Annotated in this window: 18 protein-coding genes and 1 tRNA gene; 6 read left to right on the top strand and 13 right to left on the bottom strand. The window is 66.3% G+C overall.

The window, feature by feature from the left end; translation table 11 throughout:
• Positions 1–762, bottom strand: a 762-nt coding sequence (locus tag AWC08_RS35580; RefSeq protein ID WP_142283694.1) for a PE family protein, incomplete at its 3' end; no start/stop codon positions are given.
• Positions 763–1,044: 282 nt separating this feature from the next.
• Positions 1,045–1,887 carry a PE-PPE domain-containing protein gene (locus AWC08_RS20180; RefSeq protein ID WP_082986182.1) on the bottom strand — a complete coding sequence of 281 codons (843 nt, stop codon included), beginning with the start codon at positions 1,885–1,887 and terminating at the stop codon, positions 1,045–1,047.
• Positions 1,888–2,105: 218 nt separating this feature from the next.
• On the opposite strand from AWC08_RS20180, the gene AWC08_RS20175 reads away from it, so the two are divergent.
• Positions 2,106–2,630 carry a hemerythrin domain-containing protein gene (locus AWC08_RS20175; protein ID WP_065132872.1) on the top strand — a complete coding sequence of 175 codons (525 nt, stop codon included), beginning with the start codon at positions 2,106–2,108 and terminating at the stop codon, positions 2,628–2,630.
• A 204-nt stretch (positions 2,631–2,834) separates the two neighbouring features.
• Here AWC08_RS20175 and AWC08_RS20170 read toward each other — a convergent pair whose 3' ends face one another.
• The 4 genes from AWC08_RS20170 to AWC08_RS20155 form a co-directional block, all read right to left on the bottom strand.
• Positions 2,835–4,517 carry a PecA family PE domain-processing aspartic protease gene (locus AWC08_RS20170; protein WP_065132873.1) on the bottom strand — a complete coding sequence of 561 codons (1,683 nt, stop codon included), beginning with the start codon at positions 4,515–4,517 and terminating at the stop codon, positions 2,835–2,837.
• Between the two features lie 343 nt (positions 4,518–4,860).
• Positions 4,861–4,950: transfer RNA gene (locus tag AWC08_RS20165), tRNA-Ser, on the bottom strand.
• A 29-nt stretch (positions 4,951–4,979) separates the two neighbouring features.
• A complete protein-coding gene (locus AWC08_RS20160; protein WP_065132900.1) occupies positions 4,980–5,438 on the bottom strand; it encodes a nucleoside deaminase in 459 nt (152 codons plus the stop codon).
• Complete coding sequence (locus AWC08_RS20155) at positions 5,438–5,959, bottom strand: tRNA adenosine deaminase-associated protein (RefSeq protein ID WP_065132874.1); 522 nt, start codon at positions 5,957–5,959, stop codon at positions 5,438–5,440. The genes AWC08_RS20160 and AWC08_RS20155 overlap by 1 nt, the downstream gene beginning before the upstream one ends.
• A gap of 113 nt (positions 5,960–6,072) precedes the next feature.
• Between AWC08_RS20155 and AWC08_RS20150 the strand changes: the two genes are divergently transcribed.
• The gene (locus AWC08_RS20150; RefSeq protein ID WP_065132875.1) at positions 6,073–7,011 is read left to right on the top strand and encodes a prephenate dehydrogenase; all 939 of its coding nucleotides are present in this window, start codon (positions 6,073–6,075) and stop codon (positions 7,009–7,011) included.
• On the opposite strand, the gene AWC08_RS20145 is transcribed toward AWC08_RS20150, so the two are convergent.
• Genes AWC08_RS20145 through AWC08_RS20125 form a run of 5 tightly spaced genes read right to left on the bottom strand, consistent with a single transcriptional unit; the run spans position 6,974 to position 11,002 of the window.
• The gene (locus AWC08_RS20145; RefSeq protein WP_142283693.1) at positions 6,974–7,573 is read right to left on the bottom strand and encodes a putative glycolipid-binding domain-containing protein; all 600 of its coding nucleotides are present in this window, start codon (positions 7,571–7,573) and stop codon (positions 6,974–6,976) included. The genes AWC08_RS20150 and AWC08_RS20145 overlap by 38 nt on opposite strands.
• Positions 7,574–7,577: 4 nt before the next feature.
• Entirely contained in the window at positions 7,578–8,312 is a 735-nt protein-coding gene (locus AWC08_RS20140) for an ABC transporter permease (protein WP_065132901.1), read from the bottom strand.
• Entirely contained in the window at positions 8,309–8,977 is a 669-nt protein-coding gene (locus AWC08_RS20135; RefSeq protein WP_065132877.1) for an ABC transporter permease, read from the bottom strand. The genes AWC08_RS20140 and AWC08_RS20135 overlap by 4 nt, the downstream gene beginning before the upstream one ends.
• On the bottom strand, positions 8,977–10,071 hold the full coding sequence (locus tag AWC08_RS20130; RefSeq protein WP_069435465.1) for an ABC transporter ATP-binding protein: 1,095 nt from the start codon (positions 10,069–10,071) through the stop codon (positions 8,977–8,979). Before AWC08_RS20130 ends, AWC08_RS20135 begins: the two co-directional genes overlap by 1 nt.
• Before the next feature lies 1 nt (position 10,072).
• Positions 10,073–11,002 (bottom strand): ABC transporter substrate-binding protein, encoded by a 930-nt coding sequence (locus AWC08_RS20125; protein ID WP_065132879.1) that lies wholly within the window; start codon positions 11,000–11,002, stop codon positions 10,073–10,075.
• 99 nt (positions 11,003–11,101) lie between these two features.
• Here AWC08_RS20125 and AWC08_RS20120 point away from each other — a divergent pair, with 99 nt between their 5' ends.
• On the top strand, positions 11,102–11,473 hold the full coding sequence (locus AWC08_RS20120; RefSeq protein WP_069435466.1) for a LapA family protein: 372 nt from the start codon (positions 11,102–11,104) through the stop codon (positions 11,471–11,473).
• Here AWC08_RS20120 and AWC08_RS20115 read toward each other — a convergent pair.
• Both AWC08_RS20115 and AWC08_RS20110 read right to left on the bottom strand, forming a co-directional pair.
• Positions 11,470–12,516 carry a phosphotransferase family protein gene (locus AWC08_RS20115; protein WP_065132881.1) on the bottom strand — a complete coding sequence of 349 codons (1,047 nt, stop codon included), beginning with the start codon at positions 12,514–12,516 and terminating at the stop codon, positions 11,470–11,472. The two genes, AWC08_RS20120 and AWC08_RS20115, sit on opposite strands and share 4 nt — an antisense overlap.
• 23 nt (positions 12,517–12,539) lie before the next feature.
• Positions 12,540–13,145, bottom strand: coding sequence for a histidine phosphatase family protein (locus AWC08_RS20110; RefSeq protein ID WP_065132882.1), 606 nt, complete (start codon positions 13,143–13,145; stop codon positions 12,540–12,542).
• Positions 13,146–13,232: 87 nt separating this feature from the next.
• Here AWC08_RS20110 and AWC08_RS20105 point away from each other — a divergent pair, with 87 nt between their 5' ends.
• The 3 genes from AWC08_RS20105 to AWC08_RS20095 are packed head-to-tail and all read left to right on the top strand — an operon-like array spanning position 13,233 to position 16,346.
• Positions 13,233–14,261, top strand: coding sequence for a phosphotransferase family protein (locus AWC08_RS20105; protein ID WP_069434276.1), 1,029 nt, complete (start codon positions 13,233–13,235; stop codon positions 14,259–14,261).
• A gap of 1 nt (position 14,262) precedes the next feature.
• Entirely contained in the window at positions 14,263–15,027 is a 765-nt protein-coding gene (locus AWC08_RS20100) for an SDR family NAD(P)-dependent oxidoreductase (RefSeq protein WP_069434275.1), read from the top strand.
• 17 nt (positions 15,028–15,044) lie between these two features.
• Entirely contained in the window at positions 15,045–16,346 is a 1,302-nt protein-coding gene (locus AWC08_RS20095) for an acyl-CoA dehydrogenase family protein (RefSeq protein WP_069434274.1), read from the top strand.
• Position 16,347 lies beyond the last annotated feature (1 nt).

Here is a 16,347-nt window from a genome sequence, read left to right as displayed (position 1 = left end):
GCCCTGGCCACCCGCCGCGCCGACCCCACCAGTGCCGCCACCGGCCGACCCGGCCGCCCCGAAACCACCATGCCCGCCAACACCACCCACACCACCCACACCGCCACTGCCGGACTTCCCGGCCGCACCCGCCACCGACCCGGCCCCACCGGCACCGGCGCTACCTCCCTGCCCGCCGATACCGCCGGTCCCACCGATTCCGCCGGTCACCCCTTCCAAGGCGCTGTTATCGAGACCGGCGCTCCCGGTACCACCCTGGCCGCCCCCACCGGCGGCACCACCGACGCCGCCGTTAAGCCCTACCGCCCCTGACCCGCCGTTTCCGCCGTTGCCCCAGAGGAGACCGCCGGCTCCGCCGGCCTGCCCCGTGCCCGCCGCTCCGTCAACCCCGTTGCCGATCAAGGGCCGGCCGAGCAACGTCATCGTCGGCGCATTGATGAGTCCGAGGACCTGCTGCTCGATGACCTGCAAAGGCCCGACGTTGGCCGCCTCAGCCAGTCCGTACTTCGTCGCGCTCGCGGCCAGGGTCCGCACAAAATCTTCCTGCATCAACGAGATTTGCGTGCCAACCGCTTGGTACTCCCGCCCTAGAGCACCAAACAGCTCCGCAATCGCCGCCGACACCTCGTCGCCGGCTGCCGGCAGGACCTCGGCCGTGGCACCGAACGCGGCCATATTGGCCTGCCTGAGTCCCGCGCCCACCGCGGCCAGGTCACCAGCAGCCGCTCCCAAGAAATCCGTCGACGCAAAGACAAAGGACACCAGAACACCCCTTATTCACATGCAACAAAGCCTGAGCTGACAGGTGAATGGCCCACCTGTAGGGGCGGAATTTACCGAGTGTTGAGGCGTTGCGACATAGGTCACAAAATTGCTGAGACAAATCGTTCTCACGAGAGCCAAATCTGTCGCGCGAGGGGGGAATACCTCCGGTCGCAGCTATGGCCGGTTTGTCGTCGTCGGAGCCAGGACACAAGAGCACGCCACCAGACGGTGCTACACGATCTCGGCCCTAAGTGAATCGCCGGGCGGGACCGCGAGTGATCAGTTCGGCAGATCGAGTGTTCCCATCGGGCGGTTGTAGGCGGATTCCACCATCGGGCGCCACTGGAGTTCGTGGATCCTCTTGTTCTCGGCCGATTCCAAACGCCAGGTGACCATCGGCAGGTAATAGGTGGCGGGCGCCCCCAGAATGTAGGTGGCGTTTCCCTCGACGTAGGACTTGTTACCCGGATCGGTCAGACTCAGTTTGCTGTAGTCCAGGTGCGGACCCCTCAATTCGCCGGTGCCCCCGACGAAATTGGCTGCCACCCTGTTGAAACGCGCCACGGAATTGGCGAGGTCACCCGGACAATCCGCCCAGAAGTCGTATTGGCGGATCAGAACTTTGACCGTATACCGGGTGTCGGCCGGAAATCCCCTGCCGCCGTAGGCCGCGGTGCATCCACTGTTGGAAATGGTGGTGCACCCGCCGTACTTGGTCTCCGGGTCGCCGGTGAGGACGAACGTGACGCTGGTGGGGTCGATGTCGCTGGTCGGGCCGTAGCGGCGGAGCCAATCGTCTTCCACCTGCGCACCTTCGCTGTGACCGAGGACGATTTTGCGCCCGGGCGTGGAATGCAACAGCTGGTTGAGGATATCTGCACCCTGATGGACGAAGTACGCGTTGGGCAAATTGGTGTAGGGAACTTTGACTTTCACGTTCGGCGCGGCAAACAGTTCGCCGCGTAACCAGTTTGACGGCAGCGGGAAAAAGGCCGGATTAATGGTCAATACCGTCGCGGCGACGGGTTCGTCGGCTGCTTTAGCTTTGCCGGGCGCGAACGCGTTGGCAACGACTATCGATGCCAATGCAATCGACGCTAACAAACGCCTCACCGGTGCCACCCCATGCGGGCATATATATCATCGCCGACGTCAAAACCTTTGCCGTGATTGACGAATCGTGACGGGAATGACGCGGGGTCGCGATCTCGCGCGGGTAAGCGCGATGCGCAATTCGGCGGCCAGGTCCACGGTTTGGCCGACGCTGCGCGGGTGAACTCCCCTGTTGCGTTTCCAGCCGAACGAGAGGGGACCATCGTGTCCATGAGGGCGCACTGACCATGGCCGACATCATCGACCTCATCTATGCCGATCACGACTGGATCCGGCGCCAGTTCTTCCGGCTCGACGAAGCGGAATCCGACGATGATCTCGTGGCCATCTGGAACGTCCTCAGCACCCGCCTCGACGTGCATGCCGAGGCCGAGGAGGCGGTGTTCTACCCGGCACTGCTCAAGCACGGCGGCCATGACCATCCGAGCAATCCCGAGGGTGATCCGGAGGACGAAACCGAAGACGCGATCACCGATCACAACGCGATTCGCGACGCAGTCCGTCGGTCACGCCGGCTCAAGCCAGGCAGCGCCGAGTGGTTCGAAGCCGTCATCGACGCGCGCCGGGAGAACGGCAAACACCTGGACGAGGAAGAACGCGAGGCGATGCCGGACTTCATCAAGAGTGCCTCATTGGAGCTGCGCAATGAACTGGCCATGAAATGGTTGCGGTTCCACGCCGAACGCGATGCGACGCGAGGTGTCGACAATAGCGACAAAGACGCGGACGACTACATCGGCGAGCATTCCTGAGAAGCCCCGGCCGGGTGGCGGACTCGGACCGGCGGACAGCAGCAGCATCGGGATTGATGGTGCCCCGCTGCACATGGGGATTCTCAAGCGTGAAGGTTGGGCGCGGCCGATGCCTGGCGCGCAGCCATTGGCGACCTCAAATTCGTTGCGGTGCTTAGTGTTCGAAATCCGAACGACGCCGCGTTGCGATCTCGTCGCCGGGCGCTAGTCTTCCATCGGGCTGTTGAAGAATATCGTTCCGCCAGTGGGGCTGTAGGAGAAGTAAATGGGCATCTGCGTGAAGATGTAATTGCCGGTATTGAAGTCACCCGCCGTGACTTGTACGGCATCCGGTGTCGCACTGACGGTTTCGGTGTACAGCGTGGTATACCCCGTCTCCGTCGGCCCGGGAACGCGGACCGTAATGGTCGTCCCAGCGGGCAGGTACTCGCCCGCCGAATAGCCCGGGACGAGGGCTTCCGGGATGTCCCCGTCTACGCCGCCGCTGTCGACGTACGCGCCGCTGGTCGGCTGAAAAGGCCCACCGTTGACCGATATTTGAAATTGATTGGTGATCGGCGCTCCGGAGACCGCGGCGAAAGGATTCCCCGGATTGGGACCGAACACCATCTCCTCACCGGGTTGGTTGATGAGCACTCCCTGGCCGAGGATTCCGGGCAGCTGCTGTACGGCGCTGGTCTGGAAATGCGGCAGACTCGTCGTGTTGGCCCCGATGCCGAGAAGTCCTTCCGGCGTGTCCGGCACTCCGTTGACTGTTTCGGAGGTGATGACGCCGATGGTCATGGGTCTGGTGATGATTCCGTGGCCGAAGTTCAGCGACGTTGTATAGGTGTCGTAATGCACGACGGTTTCCTGTTCGGGCGTTCCGAACGTATATACGCCTGAGCCGGTGGACGGACCTAAAGACTCCAGATCCACATCTTCGAGCGGGATCAAGGTGGTGGTAGATCCGGTGTCCACGGATACCTGCACCATCTGTCCGTCACCGAAGGCGACGTACACCTTGGGCCGAGTGCCTTCCACTTCGAGCTCGATGGCGGCTTCACCACCGGCCTCACCGGTGGCCCCGGAATGACCTCCCAACAGGCTGCCGGGCCCACCCTGTCCCCCGGCGCCCAGCACGCCGCCGGTTCCGCCGGCTCCGCCGTTGCCCAAGAGCCACCCGCCGCGACCGCCGGCGCCGCCCGCGGCGAGTTCCCCGCCCATCCCGCCGGCACCGCCGTCACCGAAGAACAGCGCGCTGCCCCCGGCGCCGCCGGCAGCTGTCGGACCGCCCAGCCCGCCGACACCGCCATTGCCCCACAGCAGTCCGCCGCGGCCTCCGATGCCGCCGGGTGCACCCCACCCGCCGGCGCCGCCGATGCCACCGGTGCCGATCAGACCGGCCGCGCCACCGGCACCGCCGGGCGCTCCCTCGGCGGTGCTCTCCCCACCGATGCCGCCGTTGCCGAGCAGGAATCCGCCCGCCCCACCCGCCGTTCCCACGCCCTCGGCGTCCGTGATGCCGTCGATCCCGTTGCCGATCAGCGGTCGCCCCAACAGAGTGCTGGTCGGCGCATTGATCAGTGCGAGAACGTTTTGCTCGAAGGCCTGAAGGGGCGCCGCGTTGGCGGCCTCGGCGGCCGCATAAGCTCGCGCGCCGGCATTGAGGGTCTGGACGAATTGAGCGTGAAACGCCGCAACCTGCGTACTCAGCGCCTGGTACGTCGACGCCTGCTGAGAGAACAGCGCAGCGATAGCCGCCGACACCTCGTCGCCGGCGGCGGCGAGCAATCGCGTGGTCGGCGCGGCAGCGGCCGCATTGGCCGCGCTGACCGTCGACCCGAGCCTCGCCAAACTTGTTGCGGCATCCGTCACCAATTCTGGAGACGCAATAGCAAACGACATCGCCCACCTCCGGCAACCCGTGTCATCGAGTTGTCGCCCCCCGAGTGCGACATGGGGATGGTAGCGATTTTCCAGCGGTGAAGTGTGTCTTTGCCGAAAGCTTGGTCGGCGGTCGGTACGGCAGCACCACCTGCTGGTGCCCTGATCTGAGAGCCGCTATGACATTGCGCGGTACCTCAACGTCAGAATCATCCACGCCGCCACCGGCGAACTCCTCCGCCAGCTAACACTGGACCCCACCAGGGACTACCAACCCCGCGGCACCCCCACCGGCCGACCAAAGAAAAACCCCGAACCCTAAAACGAGGGTTCAGGCTATTCCGATGTCTTGAGACATCACACATGGCGGTGGCGGAGGGATTTGAACCCTCGGACGGTTTTAGCCGTCACACGCTTTCGAGGCGTGCTCCTTAGGCCGCTCGGACACGCCACCGCCGAGCAGCTTACCCAACCACCCGCCGCTCACCCCAATCGCTGCCGGGCGAAGAACTCTTCCAGGGGCGCGGCGCACTCCGCGGCCAGCACACCGCCGCGCACCTCGGGCCGATGGTTCAGCCGTCGATCCCGCACCACATCCCACAAAGAGCCGACCGCCCCGGTCTTGGGTTCCCAGGCGCCGAACACCAGCCGGGCCACCCGGGCCAGCACCAACGCCCCGGCGCACATGGTGCACGGTTCGACGGTGACCGCCAGCGTCGCGCCTTCCAGCCGCCATCCGTCGCCCAGCACGCGGGCGGCCGCCCGCAACGCCAGGATTTCCGCGTGGGCGGTGGGATCACCGTCGGCTTCCCGGGCATTGACCGCCTGCGCCAATAAGGTGCCGTCCGGTGCGGCCACGACGGCGCCGATCGGCACGTCCCGCGGACCGGCCGTCCCGGCGACCGCCAATGCGGCGCGAATCAGCTCCTCGTCGGAAACGATCACCGACCGAGACGGTCGATCACCGCCGAAAGCTGATCGGCAAAGCCCATCTCCCGCGCGATGCGCCCAAGCTGCTCGTCGGCATACAGGTCCGTCTCGTCGAGGATGACCCCCAACACCGCTTCGGGCAGCCCAATATCGGACAGCAAACCCAGGTCGCCTTCCTCGAACGGTTCGGCGTCCTCGAGGTCTTCGGGATCGATTTCGGCGTCCAGACTGTCCAGCACCTCGGCGGCGATGTCGTAATCCAAGGCGGCAGTCGCATCCGAGAGCAGCAACCGGGTTCCGGATGGTGCCGGACGCACGATCACAAAGAATTCATCGTCGACGTCCAACAACCCGAATACGGCGCCGGAACTGCGCAGCTCGCGCAGTTCGGTCTCGGCGGCCGACAAACTGGTCAGCGCTTTGGGGCCCAGCGGCGCACAGCGCCACTTGCCCTCTTCGCGCACGACCGCGACGCCGAAGCCGTCGGGGGTGTCCGTGGACGGGCCTGCTGCTGAAGCCCGTTGTGCTCCCATGGCCGCCTACGCTAGTCCCTGACCTGGCCGGTGGCCAGATGAAGCCATCCGGAGTGACCCATCGCCAGTCGAACTGTGCCAACCTATGGACTGTGGGGAAGACACCGGTATGTGTGCTGGGGTTGGGTTTGATCGGCGGTTCCATCATGCGGGCCGCTGCGGGGGCGGGCCGCGAGGTATTCGGCTACAACCGCTCAGTGGAGGGCGCCCATGGCGCCAGGGCGGACGGGTACGACTCTTCCCTCGACCTCAACGAGACACTGGACCGCGCCGCGAGCAGCGATGCCCTGATCGTGCTGGCCGTGCCCATGCCGGCCCTGCCCAACATGCTGGCCCACATCGCCGCGTCGGCCCCCGACTGTCCGCTGACCGACGTCACCAGCGTCAAGAAGGCGGTGCTCGACGAGGTTGTCGCCGCCGACCTGCTGCCGCGCTTCGTCGGGGGGCACCCGATGACCGGCACCGCGCACTCGGGCTGGACGGCCGGCCACGGGGGCTTGTTCAACCGCGCTCCCTGGGTGGTCAGCGTGGACGACCACGTCGACCCTCAGGTGTGGTCGATGGTGACCCAGCTGGCCCTGGACTGCGGAGCCCACGTGGTGCCCGCCCGTTCCGACGAGCACGACGCCGCGGCGGCCGCCATATCGCATCTGCCGCACCTGCTGGCCGAGGCGCTGGCCATCACCGCCGCCGAGGTGCCGCTGGCGTTCGCGCTGGCCGCCGGCTCGTTCCGGGACGCCACCCGGGTTGCGGGCACGGCGCCGGATCTGGTCCGCGCCATGTGCGAGGCCAACACCAGCCAACTGACGCCGGCCACCGACCGGATCATCGAACTGCTCAGCCGCGCCCGTCAGTCGCTGGCGCACAACGGCTCGGTAGCCGACCTGGTTGACGAGGGTCACGCGGCGCGCACGCGCTACGAGAGTTTCCCGCGCTCGGACATCGTCACCGTCGTCGTCGGGGCCGACGGGTGGCGTCAGCAGCTGGCGGCGGCCGGCCGGGCCGGCGGGGTGATCAGATCCGCTCTGCCAACCCTGGATAGTCGACGATGAAGCCGTCGGCGTCCACGACCACCGTCGTGTCGGCCACCGGTGAACGCAGTTTGATCGCGTCCAACCGTCCCTCGCTGGTGTAGCTCACGGTCGCCGCGTCGACCGTCATCTCTGGCACGTTCACGTAGACCATCGGCAGCACCACCGAATCCGCCCGCTCGTGGATGCCCAGACGCCGGATTGGCAGCGCGTTGAAGAACGGGCTGAACACCAGATCGACGTCCAAAGCGCCGTTGTAGGCCGAGCGTCGCTCCCCCTGGTGGTCGGTGATCAGCCACATGTTCTCTTCGTCACGGGCGATGGCCAGCTGACGTTCCCGCTCGGCCAGCGTGACGGTCAGCCCGAACCGTTTGGTGGCGCCCTTCTCGTCGGTCTGCAGTTCGTAGAAGGCACCGAAGGCAGGGTTGGTTGCGGTGGCCGCGGCCACGATGCGGCCGTTGGCCTTGATTCTCTTGCCGGACAGCTGGATTCGCACAGATTCCATGCGTGAAATGTCCTGCGCGCGCCAGGTCAGCATCTGCGGCCAGGCGCTAGGAGTCGGATCAGAGGGGGCTGCGGTCACGTCTCTACCGTAGGACGTGTTCGTCAACGGCGGCGGGTTTGTCCCCAACTGCCGCATCACAACCTCGATTGCGCCTGCTCAGCCGTCCACTGCCCGGCGCTGAAGCCCACACCGCCACCGCCATCGTCCCGTCCAGGACCAGCGCCAGCACCGCCACCATGAACGCCCCGACCAAGGCAATGTAAAACTGGCGCTCCTGAATCCCGTCGATCAGATAACGGCCCAGGCCGCCCAGACTCGCATAGGCCGCCACCGTCGCGGTCGCAACCACCTGCAGCGTCGCACTCCGCAGGCCGCCAAGGATCAGCGGCAACGCGTTGGGCACCTCCACCCGGAACAGCACCTGACGTTCGGCCATGCCAACGGCGCGCGCCGCGTCGACCACCAGCGGGTCGACGCTGGCGATCCCCGCATAGGTGCCCGCCAGCAAGGACGGTATGCCGAGCAGCATCAACGCCACGATGGGTGGCCCCAGTCCCAGCCCGTACAGCAGCACGCCCAGCAGCAGCACGCCCAGCGTCGGCAGCGCGCGCAGTCCGTTGACCGCGCCGACGACCAGCAGTTGACCGCGGCCGGTGTGCCCGATGATCAGCCCGACCGGGACGGCGATGACCGCCGATGCCAGGACGGCGAGCGCGGTGTACTCCAGGTGCTCGCAGGTGCGCGCCGCCAAGCCGGCGGGACCGGTCCAGTTGCTCGCGGTGGTCAGGAAGGACAGTGCCTGCGCGATGAAGTTCACCGGGCGCCGCCCACGATCGGGGACCGGATCCGGCGCCCGTGCTCCCACGGCGTGGCGAGCCGACCGAGAACGCTGATCAGGGTGTCGATGACGATGGCCAGCGTGAACATCGCGATGATGCCGGCAACGATCTGCTCGCTCTTGTTCATCTGGAAACCCGCGGTGAACCAGCTGCCCAGGCCGCCGATGCCGATTACCGAACCGACCGACACCATCGCGATATTGGTGACCACCACCACCCGCAGACCGGCGACCAGCACCGGGATCGACAGTGGCAGTTCGATTTTCAGCATCCTCGCCAGCGGGCCGTAGCCGATGGCGGTGGCGGCGTCACGCAGTGGTCCCGGGACCGCGTCCAAGGCTTCCAGGACCGCCCGGACCATCAGTGCGGTGGTGTAGGCACTGAGCGCGACGATCACGTTGGCCTCGTCGAGGATCCGGGTCCCGATGATCAGCGGCAGGACCACGAAGAGCGCCAGTGACGGGATGGTGAAGATCACGCTGGCCGTCGCTGTTGTCAACCGGCGCGGCAGCGGGGCCCGCTGCACCAGCAGACCGAGCGGCACCGCGATGGCCAGCCCGATCACCACCGGAATCAGCGACAGCCGCAGATGAACGACCGTCAGCGCCCACGCGGTGTCCAGGTGCGTCAACAGGTAATGCATCAGGCGCGCCGCTTGACTTGGGCGGCGGCCAGCACGTCGGTGGCCAGCACGCCCCCGATGACCTTCTTGGCCCGGTCCACGGCGACTCCCACCGACGACGGCGACGACAGCGCCGCGTCCAGCGCCTGACTCAGATTGCCGTCGACGTGGAACACCGACCCCACCGACATCATGGCCTCCGCCAGGGGTTGGCCGCCACGGTGCCGGCGCAGTCCGTCGGCGTCGATCCAGCCCGCCGCGGCGCCGTCGTCGTCGACCACCAGGGCCCAGCCGTCCGGTGGTGTGGCGGTGCCCAGGGCGGCGGCCGGGATGTTGGCGATCTCGTGCAGGGGCAGTCCGGCCGCGTCGATGAGTTGGAGCCATCGGTAGCCGCGGCCCAGGCCGATGAATCGGGCAACGAAATCGTTGGCCGGGCGCGCGAGCAGTTGTGCGGGTTCGTCGTATTGCTGTAAGACCCCACCCGATCCGAATACGGCGACACGGTCGGCAAGCCGAAGCGCCTCGTCGATATCGTGGGTGACGAACACGATGGTTTTGCGCAATTCGCTTTGCAGACGCAGTATTTCGTTCTGCAGCGTGTGGCGGACTACCGGGTCGACAGCGGAGAATGCCTCGTCCATCAACAAGATTGGCGGGTCTGCGGCCAGCGCCCGTGCGACGCCGACGCGCTGTTGCTCACCACCAGACAGCTGCGCGGGATAGCGCGACGCCAGCTTCGGATCGAGGCCGACACGCTCGAGTACCTGATAGGCGGCGGCGCGGGCGACCCGCCGAGACTGACCCCGCAGTATCGGTACCGTCGCCACATTGTCGATAACCCGTTGGTGCGGCATCAAACCGGCGCTCTGGATGACATAACCGATGCCGCGGCGCAACTGCACCGGGTGGACCGTAGACACGTCCCGGCCATCCACGGTGACGGTACCTGAGGTGGGGTCGACCATGCGGTTGATCATGCGCAGCGCGGTGGTCTTGCCGCACCCGGATGACCCTACAAAAACGGTCAACTTGCCTTGCGGCACGTGAAGATTCAGCCGATCGACGGCAGTCGTCCCGCCGGCAAAAACCTTGCTGACATTATCGAAGGTGATCACGTCACCGCTCGATCGGCTGGTCGAAACCGTGGGCGCGCACCCACTTTCGGGCCGCCTGGTCGGGGTCGACGCCCCCGTTTCCCGCGACTGCCGCGTTGAGTTCGGCGATGCCGCCGGTCGTCAGCTTGGCCGAGACCGCGTCCAGCACGTCCTTGAGGCGGTCCGACTTCTTCTGCGAATTTACCAGCGGCACAATGTTTCCAGCTAAAAAGTTGTGTTCGGGATCCTCGAGCGAGACCAGGCGGTCCTGCACGACGGCGGGTGAGGTGCTGAAGATGTTGGCGGCGGTTGCCGTCCCGTCCACCAGTGCCCGCACCGTCACCGGCCCGCCGCCGTCGTTGATCGTCATGAAATTCCCGGAGCCGATGTCGAGCCCGTACTTCTGCTTGAGGCCGATCAACCCGGACGGACGGGTCGCAAACGCTGACGGCGCGGCGAACCTCACCTCGGCGGAATGCGCTGCGAGATCGGCAATGGTCTTGAGGTTCCATTTGGCGGCGGTCGCCGCCGTGACCGTGACGGTGTCGGTGTCAGAAGCCGGCGACGGCGTCAGAATCGAGAGGTCGCCGGGCAGGCGCTGGTAGAGCTGCAACTCGACCGCATCGAGAACCGTGGCTTTGGAGTCCGGTTCGAAGTAGAGCAGCAGGTTGCCGATGTACTCCGGCACCAGGTCGATGGAGTGGTCTTTGAGCGCCGGGATGTACGTTTCCCGGCTGCCGATGCCCATCCGCCGCCCGACGTCGAAGCCGTTGGCATGCAGCACCTGCGCGTAGATCTCGGCGACGATCTGCGACTCCGGGAAGTCTCCGGATCCGACCACGATGGATTTCGGACCACCGGCTCCGGACCCGAACGGATCGGGGTTGCCACAGGCGGCCACCGGGTACCCGATCAACCACACCGCCACGGCGAGCGTCGCGCGCCGCAGCATTTTCACTCTGCCGAGACTACGTGGCCCTACCGCCGCGGCGCGTGAGGAGTTTTCTTGTGATTTGGTTTCAATCCGCGCCTGATGGAGAAAGATGAACGTATGACCAGCACCTCTCCTGGCTCGCTTCCGCCGGATGCGTCCCCGCCCGACCATTCGCCGTCCCGCAAGACGCCGCCGCCACATTCCCGTCCGCTACCAAAGGACAAGGCATCAGCGTTCACCCGGGCGGGTGCGCTGTGGTCGTCGCTGATCGTCGGCTTCCTGATCCTCATCCTGCTGCTGGTCTTCATCGCGCAGAACACCTCGGCGACCGCGTTCACCTTCCTGGGCTGGCACTGGACCCTGCCGCTGGGTGTGGCGATCCTGCTGGCCGCCGTCGTCGGCGGGCTGATCACCGTAGCCGTGGGTACCGCCCGAATAATTCAACTGCGCCGCGCGGCCAAGAAGAACCTGACCGCCGGATTCCGCTAGGCCAGTTTGGCGATCTCGCCGAGTCCGCGCGAGATCAGCGGCGCCACCACGTCGGTCGCATCGTCGGGCGGATCCTGTCCCTCAGCCTGCTCCGACATGCGGCGCCGGAAGTCGATGCCGGCCGCGATGATGGCCAGCTTGAAATACGCCAGCGCCATGTAGAACTCCCACTGGCCCAGGGGCTGCCCGGAGACCAGCGAATACCGGTCGGCCAGTTCGTCAGCCGAGGGCAGCAGCGGCGACGTCCAGGCGGCCTGGGTATCGATGATCAGATCCAGCGCCGGGTCGCGGTAGACGCACATCAGGGCCGCGTCGCTGATCGGATCACCCAGAGTCGAAAGTTCCCAATCGACGACGGCCCGCACGATGGTCGGGTCGTCGGCGTCCAAGATGGTGTTGTCGATCCGGTAGTCGCCGTGCACGATCGACGTCCGGCTCTGCTGCGGAATCGATTGCTGCAGCGCGGAATGCAGTCGCGCGACGTCATCGTCGCGGCGGTCTTCGGGTAGCCGCACCAGGTCCCACTGCGAGCCCCACCGGCGTACCTGGCGCTCCAGGTAGCCGTCGGGTTTGCCGAAGTCGGCCAGGCCCACTGCGGCGGGGTCGATGCTGTGCAAGTCGACGAGAACCCGGATCAGCGAATCGACGCAGCCGTCGATGGCGCGGCGGCCCAGCGATTCGAGCTGCGAGCGCCGGCGCACCACCTGACCCTCGACGAATTCGAGGATCTGAAACGGCGCACCCAGCACCGTGTCGTCCTTACACAGCGCGATTGCGCGCGCCACCGGCACAGCGGTGTCCTGCAGGGCGGCCACCACCTTGAACTCGCGGGCCATGTCGTGAGCCGACGGAGTCAGTCCATGCAGCGGCGGGCGGCGGACCACCCAGCTTGTCGCGTCGTCGTAGACGCGGAAGGTCAGGTTGGAGCGGCCGCCGGAGATGAACTCACCGCGCAACTCGCCCTGACGCGGGATGTCCAGTGAACGCAGGTACCCATCCAGCGCCGCCAGCTCGAGGCCGTCGAGTCGGTCCACCGAAGTCACCGCACTTGTTTACCATTCGCTCGTCAGCGCACGTTCCGGGGCAGCAGATCCCACACGTGCTCAGTCGCATTCACCGCCGCCACTGTCGCCTGCCCCGTTCGGGAGAACAGCAGCCGGGTCACCGACGCGTAGTCGATCGGAAACGACAGCAGCCGGGCCGTGCCCAGAATCTCGTGCAGCACCACGTTGATCACCCCGCCGTGGGTGAACGCGGCGATCGTCTCCTCGGGGTCGGCCGCGGCGACGAGGTCATCGATCGCGCCACGCACCCGAGCGCGGAAGGCGTCCTCGTCCACCGTGCTGGGCAGGTGCCCCTGCGCCATCCGGGCCCACTCATCCGGGAATTCGGTGCGGATCTGCTCGATCGGAATGTAGGACGTCAGGTCCCGGTCGTACTCCGCCAGCCGGTCCTCGACATCAATGGGCAGCGCGCAGGCCTGCGCGAGCGGCTCGGCGGTCTGTATCGCGCGGCGCTGCGGGCTACTCACCACCCGGGAGATGGGAAAACGGGCCAGCGCCTCCGGCAACCGCGCGACCTGCTGAAATCCGGTCTCGGACAGATCGGGATCGGATCCTTCTCCATGGTCGCTGCGAAGCGGCAACGCGTGGCGGACCAGAAGCAGTTGCATGCGCCAAGCCTTGCATGGCAGGTCTTAGCCCATCACTGCCGCGGCGGAGAATGCTATTCTCCGCGTAGAGAGTAGGGTGCGCTGACGATGGTGACTGCGAGCGGAACGCAACTCGACGCCGGCGTCCTGGGCCGCTGGCTGGACTCGACGAACACGCCGGGACAGGGCGAACATCCCGTCCTCGAACAGCTCAGCGGCGGTTCGCAGAACACCCTGTACCTCGTCCGGCGTGGACCGGAGCGGATGGTGCTGCGAATGCCCGGCCCGCGCGCCGACGCCGCGCGCATCGACGGCCTGCTGCGCGAGATCCGGCTGGTGCGGGCCCTGTCCGGCACGGATGTGCCTCATGCGGAGTTGATCGCCGCAGACGAGACCGGCTCGGTGTTGGGTATGCCGTTCTACGTGATGCGGGCGGTCGACGGGTGGAGCCCGATGGACGGCGGATGGCGGGCACCCTTCGACACCGACCTGACGGCCCGACGGGAGCTGGCATTCCAGCTCGTCGAGGGAGCCGCGAAACTGGGCCGGGTGGACTGGCGCGCCCAGGGCTTGGAAGGGTTCGGCCGCCCGGACGGCTTCCACGAACGCCAGGTCGACCGCTGGCTGGCCTTCCTGGACGCCTACAAGGTGCGAGAACTGCCCGGCCTGGAAGAGGCCGCGGACTGGCTGCGCCGCCACCGGCCCGGGCACTACCAGCCCGGCATCATGCATGGCGATTACCAGTTCGCGAACGTGATGTTCGCGCACGGGGCCCCGGCCCGGCTTGCCGCGATAGTGGACTGGGAGATGACGACGGTCGGCGACCCCCTGCTGGACCTGGCGTGGGCGCTACTGGGATATGACGGTGAGGAACCGCGTGTCGGCGGGTTCTACCTTGACATGGCCGGCATGCCGCGCCGCAGCGAGTTGCTCGCGCACTACGAGTCGATCAGCGGGCTCTCCACCGAGAACATCGACTATTACCTGGTGCTCGCGAACTGGAAGCTCGGCATAGTGCTGGAGAAGACCTACGCTGCAGGGGTGCGCACCGGGAAGGTCGACCCGAAGATCAAGGATGCGTTCGGCGCGATGATCCCCCAGCTCATCGCGACGGCCGCGGAATTGGCCCGGTCCTGAGATGGGTTACGCCGATCAGCTTTTCGACGTCACCGATCAGGTGGTGCTGATCACCGGCGGCAGCCGTGGACTGGGCCGGGAGATGGCATTCGGCCTGGCCCGCTGCGGCGCCGACGTCGTAATCGCCAGCCGCAGCATGGACAACTGTGTGGCCGTCGCCAAAGAGATCGAGGCCGAGACCGGGCGCACCGCCCTGCCCTATCAGGTGCATGTCGGCCGTTGGGACCAACTCGACGGGCTGGTCGAGGCGGCCTACGACGCGTTCGGCAAGATCGACACCCTGATCAACAACGCCGGCATGTCACCGCTCTACGGCAAGCTGTCTGAGGTCACTGAGAAGCTCTACGACTCGGTGTTCAATCTCAATCTCAAAGGGCCCTTCCGGCTTTCGGCGTTGGTCGGTGAACGGATGGTGGCCGCCGGACGCGGCTCGATCATCAACGTGAGTTCGGCGGGCTCATTGCGTCCGAGCCCGGACATCATCCCCTACGCGTCGGCCAAGGCCGGACTCAACGCCATGACCGAGGGTTTCGCGCGCGCGTTCGGACCTACCGTCCGGGTCAACACCTTGATGGCCGGGCCGTTCCTGACCGACGTCAGCAAGGCCTGGAATCTTGCAGAGCGCGAAACCGATATGTTCGGTCACCTGTCGCTCAAGCGCGCCGGGCACCCGTCCGAAATCGTCGGCGCCGCACTGTTTCTGGCGTCCGATGCATCCAGCTTCACCACCGGCTCGATCGTGCGGGCCGATGGCGGCATTCCCTAACAGTCAGGAGTGATTCGATGGCATGGGACTTCTCCACCGAGCCAGAATTTGAGAAGAAACTCGAGTGGGTGCGCGATTTTGTGCGCGAAGAGGTGGAACCGCTCGAGGTGCTGTTCCCCGGTTGCGAATTCCTGCCACTGAACGACGAGCGCCGCCGCATCGTCGATCCGCTCAAACAGCAGGTACGCGAACAGGGTCTGTGGGCACCGCATCTGGGCCCGGAACTCGGCGGGCAGGGTTTCGGCGCGGTGAAACTGACACTGATCAACGAGATTCTGGGCCGCAGCCCGTGGGCGCCGATCATCTTCGGGACCCAGGCACCCGACACCGGCAACGCAGAGATCCTGGCCCGCTTCGGCACCCAGGAACAGAAGGACCGGTACCTGGCCGGTCTGCTGTCCGGAGAGATCTTCTCCTGCTTCTCCATGACCGAGCCCCAGGGCGGCGCAGATCCGCGCGTCTTCACCACCCGTGCGGTCCGCGACGGCGACGACTGGGTGATCACCGGGCAGAAATTCTTCTCCTCCAACGCCTCTGTCGCTTCTTTCTTCATCGTGGTCGCCATCTCCGACCCGGACGTGCCGGTGCACTACGGTGCGTCGACCTTCCTGATTCCGGCCGGGACACCCGGCCTCACCATCGAGGCCAACCATCACCTGGTCGGCGCCGATCCGCACGAACCGGGCCATTCACTGGTGCGCTACAACGACGTCCGTGTGGGCGCTGACGCGCTGCTCGGGGAGCCGGGCCAGGGCTTCCTGATTCTGCAGACGCGGCTGGCGGGTGGGCGGCTGCACCACGCCATGCGCTCCATCGGTATGGCCCAGCGGGCCATCGAGATGATGTCGCGCCGGGCGAAAAGCCGCTTCACGCAAGGCAGTTCGCTGGCCGACAAGCAGCTGGTACAGGAGTTCATCGCCGACTCGCACACCGAGCTGATTCCGTTCCGGCTCACGGTGCTGCACGCCGCCTGGCTGATCGACCAGGGCGACGAACGCGCGGCTCGCGCCGAGATCGGCGTCTGCAAGATCCTGGCCTCCCAGGTGCTGAAATCCATTGCGCTACGGGCCATTCAGGTGCACGGCGCACTCGGGCTCAGTGACCAGCTGCCACTGGTCAACGTGTTGCTCGGTGGGATCGCGCTCGGTCTGGCCGACGGACCCACGGAGGCGCACAAGGTCAACCTGGCCCGGATGCTGCTCAAGAGCTACCAAGCCGAGGAAGGCGAATGGCCCAGTGAGATGCTCGACGTTCGCCGTGAGGCCGCCCGCAAGAAGTACGCGGGGCTGATCGATCGCGTTCCGGCGCTTCCCGATTAGC

Source organism: Mycobacterium gordonae (genome assembly GCF_002101675.1).
GTDB lineage: Bacteria > Actinomycetota > Actinomycetes > Mycobacteriales > Mycobacteriaceae > Mycobacterium > Mycobacterium gordonae.
Note: the sequence above shows the minus strand (reverse complement) of the source record. Positions and strands in the feature narration are given on the sequence as shown.